Source organism: Chryseobacterium bernardetii (assembly GCF_003815975.1).
Taxonomy (GTDB): Bacteria; Bacteroidota; Bacteroidia; order Flavobacteriales; family Weeksellaceae; genus Chryseobacterium; species Chryseobacterium bernardetii.
Genome location: NZ_CP033932.1, coordinates 4,319,372 through 4,336,506, shown reverse-complemented (window position 1 = coordinate 4,336,506; position 17,135 = coordinate 4,319,372). Strand labels below are relative to the sequence as shown.

Below are 17,135 nucleotides of genomic sequence, written 5' to 3'. Positions count from 1 at the left end.
TTTTCATGCCGAAAAAAATTATACGAAACCTTCAGATTGGAATAGGCCTTTCGCTTTTGATTTTGATTGCAAGCTCTGTGGCTTCATACTGGAGTATTCAGAATCAGATGAATCATCGTGAAAGCCTTTCTCAAAGCAGGCGTTCTGTAACTGCTGTTAAAGATATTCTGGTAGCTCTGCTGGATGCGGAGACAGGAAACAGAGGTTATCAGCTGACTGGGAGAGAGGATTTCCTGGAGCCTTATAAGCGTGGCGTTAGAGAATATTCTAAAGCTTTGGTGCTGGCAGAATCATTGGGAATGCAGGATAAAAACCAGCAGGAAAGACTGGCCGTATTAAAAATAGCAGTCAATCAGGTGATGAATAATCTGAAAAACCTGGTAGAAAACAGACGAAGGGGGATTGTGATGACCCAGCAGCAGATTGTTACAGGAAAAGCCTATATGGATGAATGCCGTAAAATAGTAAGGGATTTTGTACAATACGAAGACCGCCAGGTTGAAATTAAAAACAAAGATCTGAAGCGTTCTTCAGAAACAACGGTCATCTTTATTGTTTTTTCTGCATTGGCTGCCATAGTAGTGACGGCTTTTTTCTATTTTAAAATGCGTGCAGACCTCATCAGAAGGGAAGAGCTGGAGAAAATGCTGAGAGATAAGGACCAGGAAATGACACGCCGGGTAAGTGCCATTCAGAAAATTGCGAACAGAGTAGCCAATGGTGACTATAGTGAGAAAGCAGTAGATAATGCAGAGGATGATCTCGGAGACCTTGTAGAGTCCCTTAATCATATGACTGAATCATTAAAAACATCTTTTGAAAAAATTAATAAAAGCGACTGGCGCCAGAAAGGGCTTGCTTTGCTGAATGAATCCCTGGTAGGAAACAAATCGGTACAGGAAGTTGCCGGTAAAGCTTTACATCAGTTGATTGAATATGGAAACTGCATCAATGGTTCATTGTATCTTTTTGACGATGGGATCCTGAAACTCAATAAAGCTTTCGGCCTGGAAGCCAATATGAAAAAAACTTTTGAACCCGGTGAAGGAATGGTAGGACAGGCTTTCCTGAATGCTAAAACAAGGGTATACAATAATCTTCATGAAGATGATTTTGTAGTCACCTTTGCCAGCAGCACCATCAAGATTTACGGTATCATTCTTATACCAATTTTTGCAGATGGACATGTGATAGGGGTCCTTGAATTGGGATCAACATCCAATTTTGAGGAAGACAGAATCAGCTATTTCGAGGAATGCAGCGTGAATATAGGTATAGCACTGAATGCAGCAAAAGGAAGAGAAAAAGAACAGCAGCTGCTGGAAGAAACCCAGGCACAGTCTGAAGAATTACAGGTGCAGCACTCTGAGCTTGAAAACCTCAATACTGAACTGGAGGCACAGACCCAAAAACTCCAGGCTTCAGAAGAAGAATTGAAAGTACAGCAGGAAGAGCTGATGCAGGCCAATGCAGAACTGGAAGAACGTTCAAGGCTACTGGAAGAAAAAAATCATTTGATCGCTGAACGCAACAATGAGATTCAGAAAAAAGTAGAAGAGCTGGCGCTCAGCACCAAATATAAGTCTGAATTTTTAGCCAATATGTCCCATGAATTGAGGACACCACTTAATTCAATTCTGCTGTTATCCAGGTTAATGGCAGAAAATCCGGATAAAAACCTCAACGAAGATCAGGTGGAATCTGCCAGGGTTATTCAAAGCTCAGGAAGCAGCTTATTGACTTTAATAGATGAAATTCTTGATCTGGCTAAAATAGAATCCGGTAAAATGACCCTGGAATACCAGAAGATTATTATTGAAGACATTATAAAAGATCTGAAAAGCCTTTTCAGCCCTGTATTTCAGGAAAAAGCCCTTCCATTCAATGTTCACGTTGATACAGACGTGCAGGAAGTTATTGAAAGTGACCGGCTGAGAATTGATCAGGTATTAAGGAATCTGCTTTCTAATGCTTTAAAATTTACCACAAAAGGAAGCATAGATTTGCATATCAGAAAACATTCTGAGAAATCTGATTTTATTATATTTTCAGTAAAAGATACCGGGATCGGAATTGCAGAAGACAAACAGAAGATTATCTTTGAAGCATTCCAGCAGGCTGATGGATCTACAAAAAGAAAATTCGGAGGCACCGGTCTCGGACTTTCAATAAGCCGTGAAATTGCAAGGCTTTTAGGAGGAGAACTGGCACTGAAAAGTGAAGTGAATAAAGGCAGTGAATTCAGCTTTATTATTCCTGTACATCCGGTAACTGAAATTGCAAATGCCGAAACCGATCAGGATCTGGTAGAAATCATCCGTGAAGACGTTGAAGAAATCCAGAATATCCTTGAAGAGGGGGAAGTTGTTCCGTTGAATACATTACAAATCCCCGATGATGTGGAAGATGATAGAGAGAATATTCAGGACGGAGATAAGATTATTCTTATTATTGAAGATGACACCAATTTTGCAAAAGCATTATTGAAATATGCTCATTTACAGAACTATAAAGGTATCGTGGTTGTAAGAGGTGATTATGCTCTTTCAGCTGCACGACAATATCACCCGCATGCAATTTTACTGGATGTTCAGCTTCCTGTAAAAGATGGCTGGGAAGTAATGGATGAACTGAAGTCGGACCCTCATGTGAAGCATATTCCTGTCCACATGATGTCTGCCCTGCATGTGAAAAAAGAAAGTCTTATGAAAGGTGCGGTTGATTTTATCAATAAGCCTGTAGCACTTGATAAAATGACTGACGTATTCAGAAAGATTGAAGAAGCATTGCAAAAAGGAACCCAGAAAGTTCTGATTGTTGAAGAAAATGCCAAACATGCCAATGCATTGTCCTATTTTCTGAGCAATTTTAATATTTCCTTATCAGTGGAACATAATGTGGAAGATAGTGTAAAAGCGCTTACTTCAGATCTTGTTGACTGTGTCATTCTGGATGTTGGAAGCACCAAAGGAAATGATTACCATATCATAGAGTCCATTAAAAGTTATGAGGGACTGGAGAATCTTCCGATCATTATTTTTACCGAGCACCATTTATCAAAAGAAGAAGAACTCAAAATAAAACAATATGCAGATTCTATTGTGGTAAAAACAGCTCATTCTTATCAGAGAGTGCTGGATGAAGTAGGTTTATTCTTACACCTGGTAGAAGAAAAAAACGGATCTGCTGAAAATAGCAGAGGGAGAATGCTGGGCTCCTTAACGGAAGTTCTGAGTGGCAAAAAAATATTGATTACTGATGATGATGTACGCAATATTTTTTCTTTAACCAAAGCCCTGGAAAAATATAAAGTTGAAGTTATTGTAGCTATGGATGGGAAGCACGCCCTTGAACAAATTCACCACAATCCTGATGTAGATGTTATCCTGATGGATATGATGATGCCGGAAATGGATGGCTATGAGACCATTAAGGAAATAAGAAAAATGCCGGCTTTCAAAAAACTGCCTGTTATCGCCATTACTGCCAAATCTATGATTGGAGAACGCGAAAAATGTATTACGGCAGGAGCTTCGGATTATATCTCAAAACCGGTGGATATCGATCAGTTATTATCACTCCTCCGTGTTTGGTTGTATGAAAGTTAAACAGATAAAATTCTGATGAATAAGAAAATTTTAATTGTGGATGATGATCCACGCAATATATTTGCATTGAAATTGACCCTCAAAGCACGTGGATATGCAGTTGAATCATGTACAATGGCTCAGGAAGCTTTAGAAATACTGAAATCCGGCTCATCTTATATCGTCCTGATGGACATGATGATGCCCGGAATAGATGGTTATGAGGCGGTAAGAATGATAAGGAATACCCCTGAAATCAAACAAGTTCCTGTAATTGCAGTTACTGCACAGGCCATGCCTGAAGACCGCCAGAAATGTCTTGAAGCAGGAGCTGATGATTATGTCTCAAAACCAATTGATGTGGATCTTTTAATAATGGCAATAGAAAAACTTTCATAGATGCTGGAACCAAGTATCGTAAAAGATGAAGAAATAGAATATCTCATCCGGGATGTTTATGATTTATATGGCTATGACTTTTCCGGTTATAGCAGGGCTTCGTTTAAAAGAAGAGTAAACCGTATATGCCTTTTGGACAGGTTTACCAGTTTTGCAGAACTGAGATACACCATTATCAATGATGCAGAATACCTGAAACGCTTTGTAGAAGAAGTTACAGTGAATGTTACCGAAATGTTCAGAGATCCTTCTTTTTTTAAAACATTAAGGGAGAAAATATTACCTCAGTTAGGTACCTATCCGTTGATCAGGATCTGGATTGCAGGCTGTTCAACAGGAGAAGAAGCTTATTCTATAGCCATTCTCCTGAAAGAAGCCGGTCTTTACAGCAAATCTCTGATTTATGGTACCGATTTGAATCCTGCTGTTCTTGAAACAGCCAGAGCAGGTATCTTTCCTTTACAGCAGATGAAACTGTATTCCGAAAACTATATGCTTTCCGGCGGTATCAAAGATTTTTCTGATTATTATACCGCCAATTATGACAGCGTAAGGTTTGATAAAAGCCTGCAGGAAAAGCTTATTTTGTCAACACACAACCTTGTTTCAGACAGTTCTTTTAATAGTTTTCAGTTAATTGTCTGCAGAAATGTACTTATTTATTTTGACAGAGAACTTCAGGAAAGGGTTTTCAGGCTTTTTGATAACAGTCTGGAGAATTTAGGCTTTCTTGCATTAGGTGCAAAAGAAACCCTCAGGTTTTCTGCTATTGATAGAAATTATCATCAGGTTGAAGATCAGAAGATCTGGAAAAAAATTGATCACCATTAATAATAGTCATGACTTCAAAAACCAATACAGAATTAATTGTGATCGGAGGATCTGCAGGAAGTTTACAGGTCATTATAGAAATGATCAAAAACCTGGATAATATGATCCCTGTTCCCATTCTGCTTGTGATCCACCGCAAAGCACAATCCGGAGATATTCTGCGGACTTTACTGCAGCAGTTTACCAAAATTGCCATTGTAGAGGTTGAGGATAAAACAGAACTCGAAGAAAATACAATATATATTGTTCCTGCCGATTATCATGTACTGTTTGAGAATCATAAGAATATGTCATTAGACAGTTCTGAGAAAATGAATTATTCCCGTCCTTCCATAGATGTTACCTTCAGGTCTGCAGCAGAAATTTATGGCAAAAAGGTGATTGGTGTCCTTTTATCAGGCGCTAATGCTGATGGAATAGAAGGACTTAGCTATATCAAAAAGAATAAAGGAAAGGTCTGGGTTCAGGATCCGGAAACAGCAGAAGTGGAATATATGCCCAGGCATGCTGTAGAACAAATTGATTATGACTTAATCGTCACACCGGGAACTTTAGCAAATTACATAAAACAATTATAATCTTTCAGAATAGAATAATCTAAATAATATGAGTAAAAAGAAAATTTTAATTTTTGATGATGATACGGCCATTTTAGAAGTGATCACCATTATATTTGAGGAAAACGGATATGATGTCAAGATTTCAGAGACATCACACGATATTCTTGAGAAAGTGGCAGAATATAGACCGGATGTTATTTTAATGGATAACTGGATTCCGAAAATCGGGGGAGTGGAAGCTACGAAACTTCTTAAAAGTACTGAAGAATTTAAACATATTCCGGTCATTTACGTTACAGCCAATAATGATATTGTTGCTTTAGCATCGGAAGCCCAGGCAGATGATTATGTTTCAAAACCCTTTAATCTGGATGATCTGGAACTAATGGTTGCTAAACATATAGAAGCCAGAGTATAAGAAATGTAAAAGATATAAACTGCACGAAAACTCTCAGATTTTGAGAGTTTTTTTTATTGATTTTCCAATGCAGACACGATCTGGGTCTTTGTTAAAGAGCGGAGGTTAATATCCTGAATTAAAGAAGATAATAGAAAATAAAGCTCAGGGTTTTCAAGGGCGGCATCTGAAAAAGTTTTGATAAGAATTAGTTTCTTTGAAACAAGATTATGAGCAACAACATACTCATTGCTGATATTAATATCCATATTCAGATCCTTTTTGATAACCAGGCTGAAGTACTTATCAATATATTTTTTATCCGTGATCAAATCTAACTGCTGGGTTTTTATAGAGTCCATAGCTATTATTTTATATCTGCTTATTTTAAACAAGTTTTATGCCTTATTAAATATTTAGTATATAAATGTACTTTTGTATTATTTGGTAGTATATTTGTATTTTAAAATTATAATAACGGAATTATAGCTTTTTTAAGACAGATCATGGATAAAGTAAATATTTTTTGGTTCAGAAGAGATCTAAGGCTGGAAGACAATATGGGACTTCATCACGCCCTTAATGCAGGAATAAAGGTTATTCCGGTTTTTATTTTTGATCCAGAAATACTGGATCAGCTTCAGCATAAAAATGATAGAAGGGTAGATTATATTCATCAGGCCTTACAACAGATTCACAAAGAACTGAAAAAATACAACAGCGGACTTTATGTTTATCATGCCACTCCAGTAGAAGCCTTTAAAAAAATAATCCGGGATTTTAATGTAGACCGGGTTTTTTGCAATAGGGATTACGAACCACAGGCAATACAACGCGACCGGCAGATCGCTGATTTCCTGCTCAAACATCATATTCTGTTTAAAGATTTTAAAGATCAGGTCATATTTGAAAAGAACAATATTCTGAAAAATGACCTCACTCCCTACACTGTTTTTACCCCATATTCAAGAAAATGGAAAGAAAACCTGAAAAATATAGAAACAGTGGCTGTAAACCTTAACAATTTTGGCAGCTATAACGGAACTTCAGAGATCATGTCATTGAAAGAAATAGGATTTGAGAAGACAGATCTTGAGTATATAAAACCTGAACTGAACAGTGATATAATAGATTCTTACGGGAAATTCCGGGATTTTCCTGCAATGGACCATACTACCCATCTTGGAACAGCACTCCGATTCGGAACCATTTCTGTACGGAAATGTGTGCAGTATGCTGTTAAACATAATGAAATATGGCTTAATGAGCTTATCTGGAGAGAATTTTTTATGCAGATCCTGTATCATTTTCCAAGTGTTGTTATCCAAAGCTTTAAAATGAAATATGACAATATTGCCTGGAGAAATAATGAAGAAGAATTTAAGGCATGGTGCGAAGGGAAAACAGGCTATCCCATTGTAGATGCAGGAATGAGACAGCTGAATGAAACCGGATTTATGCACAACAGGGTAAGAATGATCACTGCAAGCTTCCTTACCAAGCACCTGCTTATTGATTGGCGATGGGGTGAAGCCTACTTTGCTGAAAAACTGTTAGACTATGATCTGGCAGCCAATAACGGAAACTGGCAGTGGGCAGCAGGCTGTGGCTGTGATGCGGCACCGTATTTCAGGATATTCAATCCCTATGAACAGGCAAAAAAGTTTGATAAAGACGCTCAGTATATCAGAAAGTGGCTTCCTGAAGATTACAGGGAAGAACCCATTGTAGAACACACCAAAGCAAGAGAAAGAGCATTAAAAACTTATAAAGAAGCCCTGGCAGAATAACAGGTCATATACTATATCACTAATAAAATAAATACATTGGCTAAAAAAGGAATTTTACTAATTAATCTTGGCTCACCAAGATCCACTGCTGTGGAAGACGTAAAGGAATATCTGGATGAATTCCTGATGGATGAAAAAGTAATTGATTATCGGTGGATCTTCAGGGCACTTCTCGTTCAGGGAATTATCCTTAAAACGAGGCCGGCAAAATCTGCCCAGGCTTATAAAACGGTATGGACAGATGAAGGCTCTCCGCTTATTGTAATAACAAAAAAGATACAGAAAAAACTTCAGAAACTGGTAGATGTGCCTGTAGAAATAGGCATGAGGTATGCTGAGCCTGGTATTGAGACAGGCATTAGGAACCTTGTTGAAAAAGGAATTACAGAAATTGTATTGTTTCCTCTTTATCCGCAATATGCAATGAGTACCACTGAAACTGTTATTGAAAAAGCGGAAGAAATAAGAAAGAAAAAATTCCCCGGTATAAGGATCAGTTACGTGCAGCCATTTTATAACCGGGATCTGTATACCAATTGTCTGGCAGAAAGTATCAGGGAGAAACTTCCTGAAAACTTTGATGCCCTCTTATTTTCCTATCATGGTGTTCCGGAACGTCATATCTATAAGACAGATCCTACAAAGACCTGTAATATGAATGATTGCTGCTATAAAGATAAACATCCCAGCCATTCTTTTTGTTACCGTCACCAGTGCTTTAACACTACTGATCTTGTTATCAGAAAACTTGGTTTGCCTAAAGATAAAGTTATTGTTTCTTTTCAGTCCAGATTAGGAAAAGATAAATGGATAGAGCCTTATACAGATCATACATTGGAAACTATACCAGGTAAAGGAGTTAAAAATCTTGCAATTGTTTGTCCTGCATTTGTTTCTGACTGTCTTGAAACCCTGGAGGAAATTTCCGTTGAAGGAAAAGAGCAGTTTCTGGAAGCAGGTGGCGAAAATTTCACCTATATACCTTGCCTGAATGACGAAGACCGTTGGATTGATGTTATCCGGATACTGTGTGAAGAACAGCTTAATCAATTCTATTTAGTATAGTTTTGATGATATTATTGCGTAATTTTTTAAGGAATTAGGTATTTTTGTAAACTATTTAGCGGATATGAATTATACACTTATTAAAGATTATATAGACCTACTGGAGGAATTCGAAACTGAAGCCCAAACTTGTCCTGATTTGTATCCGGTAACTATTCAGGGGTTTAAAGCATGGATTTCTGATAAGGAAAATTCAGGACAGAAAGATCATCCGGAAGAACCGTATTGGGAAGGTAAAGAGAATGGAAGAACCCCGGAAAGTGCTATAAGTACATTGCTTGTTCACCTGAACAGGTATGCGAAGACCTATTCAAAGTCTGCCATCTCACATTCTGAATTCTCTACCCAGGAAGATTTTATCTATCTGATTAATCTGAAGGCTTTTGGTGAGATGACTAAGATGGCTCTTATCAAAAAAAATATTCATGATAAACCGGTAGGTATGCTTATTATTGCGAGACTTTTACGTCAGGGACTTATTGAGCAGACAGACTCTGACCTGGATAAACGAAGCAAATTAATCCGTATTACTGAAAGAGGACTGCAGGTCCTGGAAAACCAAATGGAAAAGATCCGTCAGGCTACCAATATTGTTGCAGGAAACCTTAACCACAGAGAAAAGATGGAACTTATCCGGATTTTAAATAAACTGGATCGTTTTCATTATCCTATTTTTTCAAGAAATATCAATTCTGATCAGCTTATCAGTACTGTATATGATGAGTATGCATTTAAGAATTTGTAATATGCATTCTTGTTTACAAATGCAATATGAAAAGTCTACCCTGTAGTAAACAAGGCAGACTCATATGAAAATAAGTAAACTTTTATTTTGGATATACTGTCGCAATAAATTGTTTATCTGTGGGAGATAAAACAGTATTGCTGCCAACACTGAACCCGTTTGTTGTCAACGTTGAACTGATGCTGTAATGCATAATAGATTGGGTATCATAGGCGCTGTACTGCGTTTGTGATGTTGAATACTTTGCAAAAAGATTGTTGTCTACCTGTGCCTGTGTCCAGTAATTGGGTGCCCCTGCATAATAGGCATATACTTTTGGTTTATCCCATGGAATAGCCGCTAAAGGATGCTGATGCTCATGGATCATTCCAAGGGCATGGCCAAATTCATGAATGACTGTTCTGCTGAATTCTGTATCACTGGTTGAATCATTAAACCAGCCGAAGTTCATGGTTTCTTTATTAGAAGCTATGCTGAGAGCATCTTTTCCTATATATGAATAGGATCCCGCACCAGATGTGAATGTCACACGGATCTGTGGTGTTCCACTGGTAACAAAATTAAAAGTTATGTTGGCATATTTGGACCATTCTTTGGCATATTGTATTACCTTGTTGCGAACATAGGTGCTGCCACCGTAAAGACCTACAGTGATAACGCTGCCATTGGCCCATTTTTTACTGGTAATAACAGCTCCTTTTGATGCCGTTCCTGGAACCTTATCCTCTCCGGGAAGATAAACATCTTTGCACATTTGTGTGTTTTCGAAACCTGTAGGGATATCTGCCTTGGATACAGCTAGCAGTTTTGAAAGCCCTTGCTGCTCCTGAGGTGCTTTTTCTTCTATGCTGTCATTGGTAGTATTACATGATACTATAGCCATTGAAATAAATGATCCCAATAAGATCTTCTTGTGTAATTCCATAATGTTGGTGTTTTTGTTGATTAATGTTTTTAGCAGTGGTAAAATAAATTATCCAATTTGTGTGAATTAAAACTAGATAAAAAAACAATATCAGCTCTTTTTTTCTTTTGTAAATTAAGATTTCAGGATGTCTACACACATACTACATTAGGTTAATTGCCTTTATATAAAGAGGTTTTATTAATGTGAAACTATATATTTTAGTTTTATATTCGTGTATTACATTGCAAATTAGGTAGGATTTGGAGTGAAATTAGTGTTGATTTTATTGATTAATTTGTTTTTTATTGATGGTCTATTGTTAAAAAATCAAAAAAAAGTGATTTAAGTATAAGTTGATTTTTACTTTTTAATTAAGGAAAAAAATAGTGGATACGAAATTGTGATTCTTTTTTGATTGCAATGTCATAATATGAGCACATATATCTTAATATTTAGACCAATTGATATACTGAGGAAAATTATAATTATGCTTTTATGGGTACGGTTTATATAAACAAAAAATCCTCGAATGACTTCGAGGATAAAAACTAATAACCATGAAAACTCAAATTAAACATGAGAATCGGGTGCAAATTTAATACAAATTTAATTAATGGGCAATTGTACTTATCAATGAATTGTATTGCAGGTTTCATTTGGTTTTTAAATTTTTATACTGAATAATGATATTTGTTGATTATCTTTAAATAAATAGTGTAAAATAATAGAGAATACTTCGCGTGGACCCTTGAAAAAATAAATATATATCTTTAGTATTATTAGAGAATAAATAAAATATCTCTTTTAGTTGGATAGAGGCAATCAGTGCCTTTTGCTTCGGAAATAAATAAGTAAGGATATAACATATAGCCTGAAAGTTTAAAAACTTTCAGGCTTATCTGATAAAATGGTCTTAGTGGTGAAATTCAGAGATTTCCTCTGTGAAAATATTTTACATCATTGTCCAAATATGGAAACGGGCAATGACGAAAATAGTTTGATAATACATTAACTCCAAATGAAGTGGTGTTAATGAGAATCAATTGCAGAAAATTAATTAAGATTATAGTTTGCAATCACCAGGCTTAATATAAAATGTACATAGTTCTGATCCGTTTCCTGTCTGTTGATCAGCTTATTTTTATATTCGTAAGAATTGAGTGCCTGTGTTAATTTCTGATAAGTCTCAAAATTGTCATCTTTAATTTTTACCCTTATATTACCATCCTTTCTGTTAATGAGTTGGTTATCCAAGGTTCTTACTTTAAATAAAACATTAGATAATTTCGGACGGAAATTCATGGCCCCGATATATCTTTCAACAATATTGATCTTAAAGGTATCAAATATAATATTGTGAAAAACAATTTTAGAGTTAGGCTCCTGAGTATTGAGCTCGAGCTTATAATTCATTATAATTTAAATTTTAGTAAAGATAGGCTTAATTATACCAAATAATAAAGCCTTGTTAATAGATCATTCCCATAATCATGATAGTACGTTATCCTTTATTGGAAATGAATGAGTAAAGATAAAGTTTTTTATTGGAAAAAATGTTATGAAAAGAGTAAATATAATGTATTAATACCTACTTGGGACCTGCGGGAAACTATGAAATACTTTGCTGCAGGGGCGTTCGAAAATTATTTTTAGGATTTAAATATTTAACTTCAAATAAAATAATTAAATTTATTTCCTATGATATTTCAGACTATTCATAAAAACTAATAAATTGAAGAAAACAGTAAGTGCAATACTTGTCTTTTTAACAGGGCTGCAATTGTGTGCACAGAATACCTATGTGTTTTTTGGTTCATTTAACCATAACAAAGAAACCGAAGGAATCTACGTCTATGAGTTAGACACTCTCAAAGGAAAACTCTCAAAAATAACTTCTGTTACAGGAATTTTAAACCCATCGTTTCTGACGCTGTCACAGGATGGAAAATATATTTTTGCCTGTACTGAAAGCAAAACAAAAAATGCAGGCAGTGTGAGCAGTTTCGAATTTGATCCCGGCAAAAAATCCCTTAGTTTCATCAATAGCCAGAAAACGGGAGGAGAAAACCCGGTTTATCTCGCTGCTCATAAGAATGGAAAATGGCTGATCAACGGAAACTATACTGAAGGAAGCGTTTCTGTTTATCCCATTTCAGAAAACGGAATGATACAGCCGGGGATACAGAATTTTCAGTTTTCAGAAGGAAGTGTAAATCCTGGCAGACAGGATCGTGCCCATATTCATTCAACCGTTTTTTCTCCTGATTTCAAGTATGTGTTTTTGCCTGATCTGGGAGCTGATAAAATCAGGGCTTATCAATTTGAAGCGGATAAGAAAGAGCCATTAACAGAAGCTGAAAAGCCTTTCACGCCAACTTCTTTAGGAAGCGGTCCCAGACATTTTGCTTTTCATCCCAACGGGAAGTTTGCCTATTGTATTGAAGAAATGGATGGAGCTGTAAGTGTTTACCGGTATGATAACGGAAAGCTGGATCCTTTTCAGAGAATTAATACTCATCCAGACCAGTTTAAAGATAATTTTGAAAGTTCAGATGTTCATATTTCTCCTGATGGACGCTATCTGTATGCTTCAAACCGCGGAAATGAAAACAATATTGGCATATTTTCAATTTCAGATGATGGCACATTGAAAACCTTAGGATATCAATCCACAAAAGGAAAGCATCCAAGAACTTTTACAATAGATAGTACCGGAAGGTTTTTAATTGTAACTCATCCGGTAAGCGGAACTGTTGTTGTCTTTAAACGGAATGCAGAAACTGGATTGCTGAAAAAAGTAGGCAGAAAATTGAAACTGAATGGTGTTTCTACAGTGCAGGTCAGGAAATATTAATTCAAACAAAAATAAAAAAAGCAGAGATCAATTCTCTGCCTTTTCTTTTTTAACCGCCTGATGCATAATGATAATTACTGAAAACAATAGGATCGCAATTATTAGGTATCGCCAGGAAAGCCCTTTCTGTTCTGTTACAGTTCCGCTTACGGAAATAATAAAACTTGTAACTGAAGTGATTACGTATACCAGACCTCCCATCAATCCACCAGCAGTGCCTGCATTTTTAGGAAAATACAGCATACTTGTTGTAAAGAATGATGTAAATAAGACTCCCGAGCAGATATGAATAAAAAAAGCAAAAGGAATCATGATATAAAGGCTTTCCGCAAAATAACTGGTAGCAATTAATCCTGTAATCAATATCAATTGAAGGATAATAGGCAGTAAGATCCTTGATTTAAAATCTAATCCCAGCCTGCGTTTTCCTATAAAGCCTCCGATCATCCATGAAAAACCTAAAATCAGGGTACAGTATCCAATCACCACAGGTGTAAAATGGAAAGTGTTTTCAATAATAAAAGGTCCGGTAATATTGAAGAGCATAACAATAGAATAACTTAATCCCAGAATTATAATCCCTAGCATAAATATCTTGTTTTTAAGCATCATTGAATACAGGCTGATATTCTCTGAAAGATCAAGTTTCTTCTTTTGTGGAAGACTCTCACCGCTGAAGAACCATTCAAACAGAAATAAAAATCCTGCATAAAAGGCAAGAAAATAAAAGTTAGCATGCCAGTTAAATAACTTTTCAAGATAACCGCCCAGGAAAGGCGCCAGAATTGGGCCACAGGACCATGCAATTGTAAAATAGCTCAGATAGTGCTTTACCCGTTCGGCATCGTAAATATCTACAAAAATGGCGCGGGTAGCCACAACAAGTACAGATACAGCAATCCCCTGAAGAATACGGAGCAGACAGATCAGTAAAATACTGTTGGTCATCGTAATAAAAATACTGCTAAGTATCAGGACCAATAAAGCAAGTAATTTAGGACGGTAACGGCCGATACTATCAAGAATTCCACCCACAAACAGCTGGGAAATTCCATAGCTAAGGAGATAAGATGTTAAAGTAATCTGTATATCTTTTTCCGAAACCATCATTTCCTTGGCCATAGAAGGGAATGACGGCAGGTAAATATCAGTGACAAACCCCGAAAGCGGGATAGACACGAAGGCCATAATGGTTATTAATCTGATGCGTTTCTCAGATGCTTCTCTCAACATATTCATTCATTTTTTACTATGCAAAAATAGTTCAAGAATAGAAAATTGAGTTTTAAAAGACAAAGTAAAAATTACAAAATTCAAATATTTAGAAAGAATTTTTAAATTTTAAGGGAGAAGTCTCAGCATGTTTTTTAAAGAAATTATTAAAATGGGAAGGCTGCTCAAAACCAAGCGTATAGCCCACCTGGGCAATGTCCCAATTCGTGTATTTAAGCAGGTTCTTGGATTCTTCAAATATTTTTTCCTTAATGATATGGGTTGTGGTGAGGCCTGTAACCGATTTTACTGATGAATTCAAATGGTTTACATGCACATTCAGATGGTCTGCAAAATCAGAAGCTGTTTTTAAAGCTAAAGGATAGGCTGGAGAATCCAAAGGGAACTGTTTATTCAGAAGCTCATCAAATAATCTGTACAGGCGGACATTGGCTGGGAGCTCATTAAGGCTTACATCCTCAACCCTGTTTTGAAGGGCAAGGTGCAGAACAGAAGCCAGATTGCTTTTAATACCACTGCAACGGAAAGGATAGGTAGAATGGTTCAGCTTGTACATCTGCTCAAAATACATCGTAGCCAGCTGAATCTGTTCATCATCCAGAAAAATAAAGGGTTTACTCCATTCCTTAAATAATGAAGTCTTTTTAAACAGGTTGAATTCTGAATTTACATTGAAAAATTCCTGGTTGAAGAGACATGAAAAACCTTCCTGGAAGTTATCTTCACATTCCCAGGTGTAAGGAATATTGGGTGATGGCAAGAAGAGGGCAGGGCGGTCAACATACACCGTATGAGATCCGTAATGAGCGGTTCCTTTACCTATGATAAAACAGATTTTGTAATAATCACGCCGGTTATAAGGACTTTTAAAACTGCAATACTTCCTCGGTATGATATTGAAATGGGTTTTCCCTGTCTCCAAATCTGCATCGGATACTTTGAGAATACTTCTGCGGGTACGTCTGTAGTAATCTTTGATGGTTTCCAGTTGATCGCTCATAGTTTCAGAATTATAAAAATCAAAGATAGGTAAATCTTTGGGTTTTAAGATTTACCAGTGATTGTTTTTATGATGATATTGATTTACTCTCCTTATTGATTCTTTCAGAAATTCTAATAAAGGATCCCCTGTAAGGATATTCATCCAGATGATATCTGTGAATGACGCTGAGGCCCTGCATTTTTTCCATAGGGATTCAGATTCCGAAAGGTTGAAAATGGGATAGTTTATTCCAATCTATTCAATCAAATATTTAATATTTTTACTTTCATCAACTTCCAATTGAGGAATTCCATCAGTAATTTGGAAAGAAAAACCGTCTATCCATTTCTCTTTGGTAAGGTCAATATCTTCACCATTGAGTATATGCTTCTGAAAGAAATAGGAGAGATCCTGATTCAGATACTTTTGAACAAACTCAAGGAAAAGTTCATCCGTAAACTTCACTTTTTTCTCTCTACAGGTTTTCAGTACTTCCCGCATCAGATCATCTAAAGATCTTTTATACTGAGTTTTCAGCATAATTTGATTATCCAGCCAGAACGCAAAAATAGCCCCGCGCCTGTAAGGAACTTTCTCTACATTTCTGCTTTTCCAGAAATCATCTTTTATTCTATAATTAGGAATATTTCTCTCCGGATTTTTCCAATGGCTTTTAATGACTTCAGCATTAAACAGCTTTTTCCACTCATCCATTGAAATGTCCTTTATTCTTAACCTGTTTTTATAAGTATAATAATCGGTAAAACCCTCGCTGAACCAATAGTTCAGTTCCTCATGCTTATTTTGAATGGCATTCCCAATCCATTCATGCATTAATTCATGGTGAAATAGATACAGATAAGAATTCTTGTTATTAAAAGGATTATTGGTTCCCTGGATCATAAATGCATTTTTAATAGCAGAACCTGTAGTACTATAGCCTTTATATAAACTGTCTTTTTGAGACACAGTAGGAGTCATTGTAATGGTAAAATACTCCTTGTCGTAGTCTTTCCAGAAATCCCTCTGAGATTGAACAGCTTTCTTCAGATTGGAAAATAAAAAATCATCAGTGAAACCGTTGTTCCAGTCACCCCTCAAAGCAAAATAAACAGGTTTATCATGTATTGTAAAAGAGTAAAACCTGTAATCACCTCCTATAAATAAAGAATTATAAAAGCCGTCCCAAAGTATTGTTTTTATTTTCTGTTTATGGATTTGAGAAGCAAAATTATTATGAAGTCCGAATTTTTCCGGGAAATTCATCCATTCAACAGAGAATTCAAACTCCTGTTCATCCGGCATTTTTGTAAAAGAAAATGGAACCATGAAAAGGCTCTTACCCAAAACATGAAAGAATGTGTTGTTGATTCTCGGTCGGTTAAAGATTTTATAATTAGGATCTGTAAAATCTTGTTTGATATGATAAACCAGGGTAAATTGGGTTCCTTTTTTCTGATGAAGCTTTACTCTGTTATTTTCAGGCTCCATTTTGAACTTAATATCAGGGTTTTCTTCCTGTAAAAGAACAAGGTTTTTAAAAAGGTCATTCTCATCCCAATTTTCATTGGCATAATAGAAAGATAAAGTATCCGATGCCTTTCTCAATGTATAATCTACCTGTACTTTTAAGCCATTCTTCGCAAGATTTTCATCATAATACACTTTATAACTGATTTTATTTTGAGAATAAGCCATAAATGGAAGTATAAATATTAGAAAAACTAGGTTTTTGAACATGGATTAAATCTTTTCCTCAAATTTAGTATAAAAATCCAAAAATTA

The 17,135-nt window shown here is 36.0% G+C and carries 15 protein-coding genes; 9 read left to right on the top strand and 6 right to left on the bottom strand.

The features are described from left to right. Window positions 1-5: 5 nt before the first annotated feature. Genes EG339_RS19770 through EG339_RS19750 form a run of 5 tightly spaced genes read left to right on the top strand, consistent with a single transcriptional unit; the run spans window position 6 to window position 5,795 of the window. Entirely contained in the window at window positions 6-3,608 is a 3,603-nt protein-coding gene (locus tag EG339_RS19770; RefSeq protein ID WP_123871615.1) for a response regulator, read from the top strand. A gap of 15 nt (window positions 3,609-3,623) precedes the next feature. Beyond that, entirely contained in the window at window positions 3,624-3,986 is a 363-nt protein-coding gene (locus EG339_RS19765) for a response regulator (RefSeq protein WP_185146549.1), read from the top strand. Next, window positions 3,987-4,817, top strand: coding sequence for a CheR family methyltransferase (locus EG339_RS19760; protein ID WP_123871613.1), 831 nt, complete (start codon window positions 3,987-3,989; stop codon window positions 4,815-4,817). A gap of 8 nt (window positions 4,818-4,825) precedes the next feature. Then, a complete protein-coding gene (locus tag EG339_RS19755; protein ID WP_123871612.1) occupies window positions 4,826-5,395 on the top strand; it encodes a chemotaxis protein CheB in 570 nt (189 codons plus the stop codon). A gap of 28 nt (window positions 5,396-5,423) precedes the next feature. After that, window positions 5,424-5,795: a response regulator gene (locus EG339_RS19750; RefSeq protein ID WP_123871611.1), complete on the top strand. Its 372-nt coding sequence runs from the start codon at window positions 5,424-5,426 to the stop codon at window positions 5,793-5,795. 53 nt (window positions 5,796-5,848) lie between these two features. Here EG339_RS19750 and EG339_RS19745 read toward each other — a convergent pair whose 3' ends face one another. Continuing rightward, a complete protein-coding gene (locus EG339_RS19745; RefSeq protein ID WP_123871610.1) occupies window positions 5,849-6,136 on the bottom strand; it encodes a hypothetical protein in 288 nt (95 codons plus the stop codon). A gap of 144 nt (window positions 6,137-6,280) precedes the next feature. On the opposite strand from EG339_RS19745, the gene EG339_RS19740 reads away from it, so the two are divergent. The 3 genes from EG339_RS19740 to EG339_RS19730 all read left to right on the top strand — a co-directional run bounded on the left by EG339_RS19740 (window position 6,281) and on the right by EG339_RS19730 (window position 9,374). After that, entirely contained in the window at window positions 6,281-7,564 is a 1,284-nt protein-coding gene (locus tag EG339_RS19740) for a cryptochrome/photolyase family protein (RefSeq protein WP_164466464.1), read from the top strand. A 36-nt stretch (window positions 7,565-7,600) separates the two neighbouring features. Beyond that, window positions 7,601-8,629, top strand: a complete 1,029-nt coding sequence (gene hemH / locus EG339_RS19735) for a ferrochelatase (RefSeq protein WP_123871608.1) — start codon at window positions 7,601-7,603, stop codon at window positions 8,627-8,629. Window positions 8,630-8,693: 64 nt separating this feature from the next. Then, the gene (locus EG339_RS19730; protein WP_123871607.1) at window positions 8,694-9,374 is read left to right on the top strand and encodes a MarR family winged helix-turn-helix transcriptional regulator; all 681 of its coding nucleotides are present in this window, start codon (window positions 8,694-8,696) and stop codon (window positions 9,372-9,374) included. 82 nt (window positions 9,375-9,456) lie between these two features. Here EG339_RS19730 and EG339_RS19725 read toward each other — a convergent pair whose 3' ends face one another. Both EG339_RS19725 and EG339_RS19720 read right to left on the bottom strand, forming a co-directional pair. Next, complete coding sequence (locus tag EG339_RS19725) at window positions 9,457-10,299, bottom strand: M12 family metallopeptidase (RefSeq protein ID WP_123871606.1); 843 nt, start codon at window positions 10,297-10,299, stop codon at window positions 9,457-9,459. 1,035 nt (window positions 10,300-11,334) lie between these two features. Further along, window positions 11,335-11,694, bottom strand: a complete 360-nt coding sequence (locus tag EG339_RS19720) for a prevent-host-death protein (protein ID WP_123871605.1) — start codon at window positions 11,692-11,694, stop codon at window positions 11,335-11,337. A gap of 319 nt (window positions 11,695-12,013) precedes the next feature. Between EG339_RS19720 and EG339_RS19715 the strand changes: the two genes are divergently transcribed. Next, window positions 12,014-13,135 (top strand): lactonase family protein, encoded by a 1,122-nt coding sequence (locus EG339_RS19715; protein ID WP_228459657.1) that lies wholly within the window; start codon window positions 12,014-12,016, stop codon window positions 13,133-13,135. A 27-nt stretch (window positions 13,136-13,162) separates the two neighbouring features. Here EG339_RS19715 and EG339_RS19710 read toward each other — a convergent pair whose 3' ends face one another. The 3 genes from EG339_RS19710 to EG339_RS19700 all read right to left on the bottom strand — a co-directional run bounded on the left by EG339_RS19710 (window position 13,163) and on the right by EG339_RS19700 (window position 17,048). After that, window positions 13,163-14,368: an MFS transporter gene (locus EG339_RS19710; protein WP_123871604.1), complete on the bottom strand. Its 1,206-nt coding sequence runs from the start codon at window positions 14,366-14,368 to the stop codon at window positions 13,163-13,165. 88 nt (window positions 14,369-14,456) lie between these two features. Beyond that, window positions 14,457-15,368, bottom strand: coding sequence for a helix-turn-helix domain-containing protein (locus EG339_RS19705; protein ID WP_123871603.1), 912 nt, complete (start codon window positions 15,366-15,368; stop codon window positions 14,457-14,459). Window positions 15,369-15,605: 237 nt separating this feature from the next. Beyond that, window positions 15,606-17,048: a M1 family aminopeptidase gene (locus tag EG339_RS19700; RefSeq protein WP_228459656.1), complete on the bottom strand. Its 1,443-nt coding sequence runs from the start codon at window positions 17,046-17,048 to the stop codon at window positions 15,606-15,608. Window positions 17,049-17,135 lie beyond the last annotated feature (87 nt).

Excerpts from the sequence above, each read along its gene's own strand:
- EG339_RS19770 (WP_123871615.1), top strand. The coding sequence starts at position 6 with ATGCCGAAAAAAATTATACGAAACCTTCAGATTGGAATAGGCCTTTCG.
- EG339_RS19765 (WP_185146549.1), top strand. The coding sequence starts at position 3,624 with ATGAATAAGAAAATTTTAATTGTGGATGATGATCCACGCAATATATTT.
- EG339_RS19760 (WP_123871613.1), top strand. The coding sequence starts at position 3,987 with ATGCTGGAACCAAGTATCGTAAAAGATGAAGAAATAGAATATCTCATC.
- EG339_RS19755 (WP_123871612.1), top strand. The coding sequence starts at position 4,826 with ATGACTTCAAAAACCAATACAGAATTAATTGTGATCGGAGGATCTGCA.
- EG339_RS19750 (WP_123871611.1), top strand. The coding sequence starts at position 5,424 with ATGAGTAAAAAGAAAATTTTAATTTTTGATGATGATACGGCCATTTTA.
- EG339_RS19745 (WP_123871610.1), bottom strand. The coding sequence starts at position 6,136 with ATGGACTCTATAAAAACCCAGCAGTTAGATTTGATCACGGATAAAAAA.
- EG339_RS19740 (WP_164466464.1), top strand. The coding sequence starts at position 6,281 with ATGGATAAAGTAAATATTTTTTGGTTCAGAAGAGATCTAAGGCTGGAA.
- EG339_RS19730 (WP_123871607.1), top strand. The coding sequence starts at position 8,694 with ATGAATTATACACTTATTAAAGATTATATAGACCTACTGGAGGAATTC.
- EG339_RS19725 (WP_123871606.1), bottom strand. The coding sequence starts at position 10,299 with ATGGAATTACACAAGAAGATCTTATTGGGATCATTTATTTCAATGGCT.
- EG339_RS19720 (WP_123871605.1), bottom strand. The coding sequence starts at position 11,694 with ATGAATTATAAGCTCGAGCTCAATACTCAGGAGCCTAACTCTAAAATT.
- EG339_RS19710 (WP_123871604.1), bottom strand. The coding sequence starts at position 14,368 with ATGTTGAGAGAAGCATCTGAGAAACGCATCAGATTAATAACCATTATG.
- EG339_RS19705 (WP_123871603.1), bottom strand. The coding sequence starts at position 15,368 with ATGAGCGATCAACTGGAAACCATCAAAGATTACTACAGACGTACCCGC.
- EG339_RS19700 (WP_228459656.1), bottom strand. The coding sequence starts at position 17,048 with ATGGCTTATTCTCAAAATAAAATCAGTTATAAAGTGTATTATGATGAA.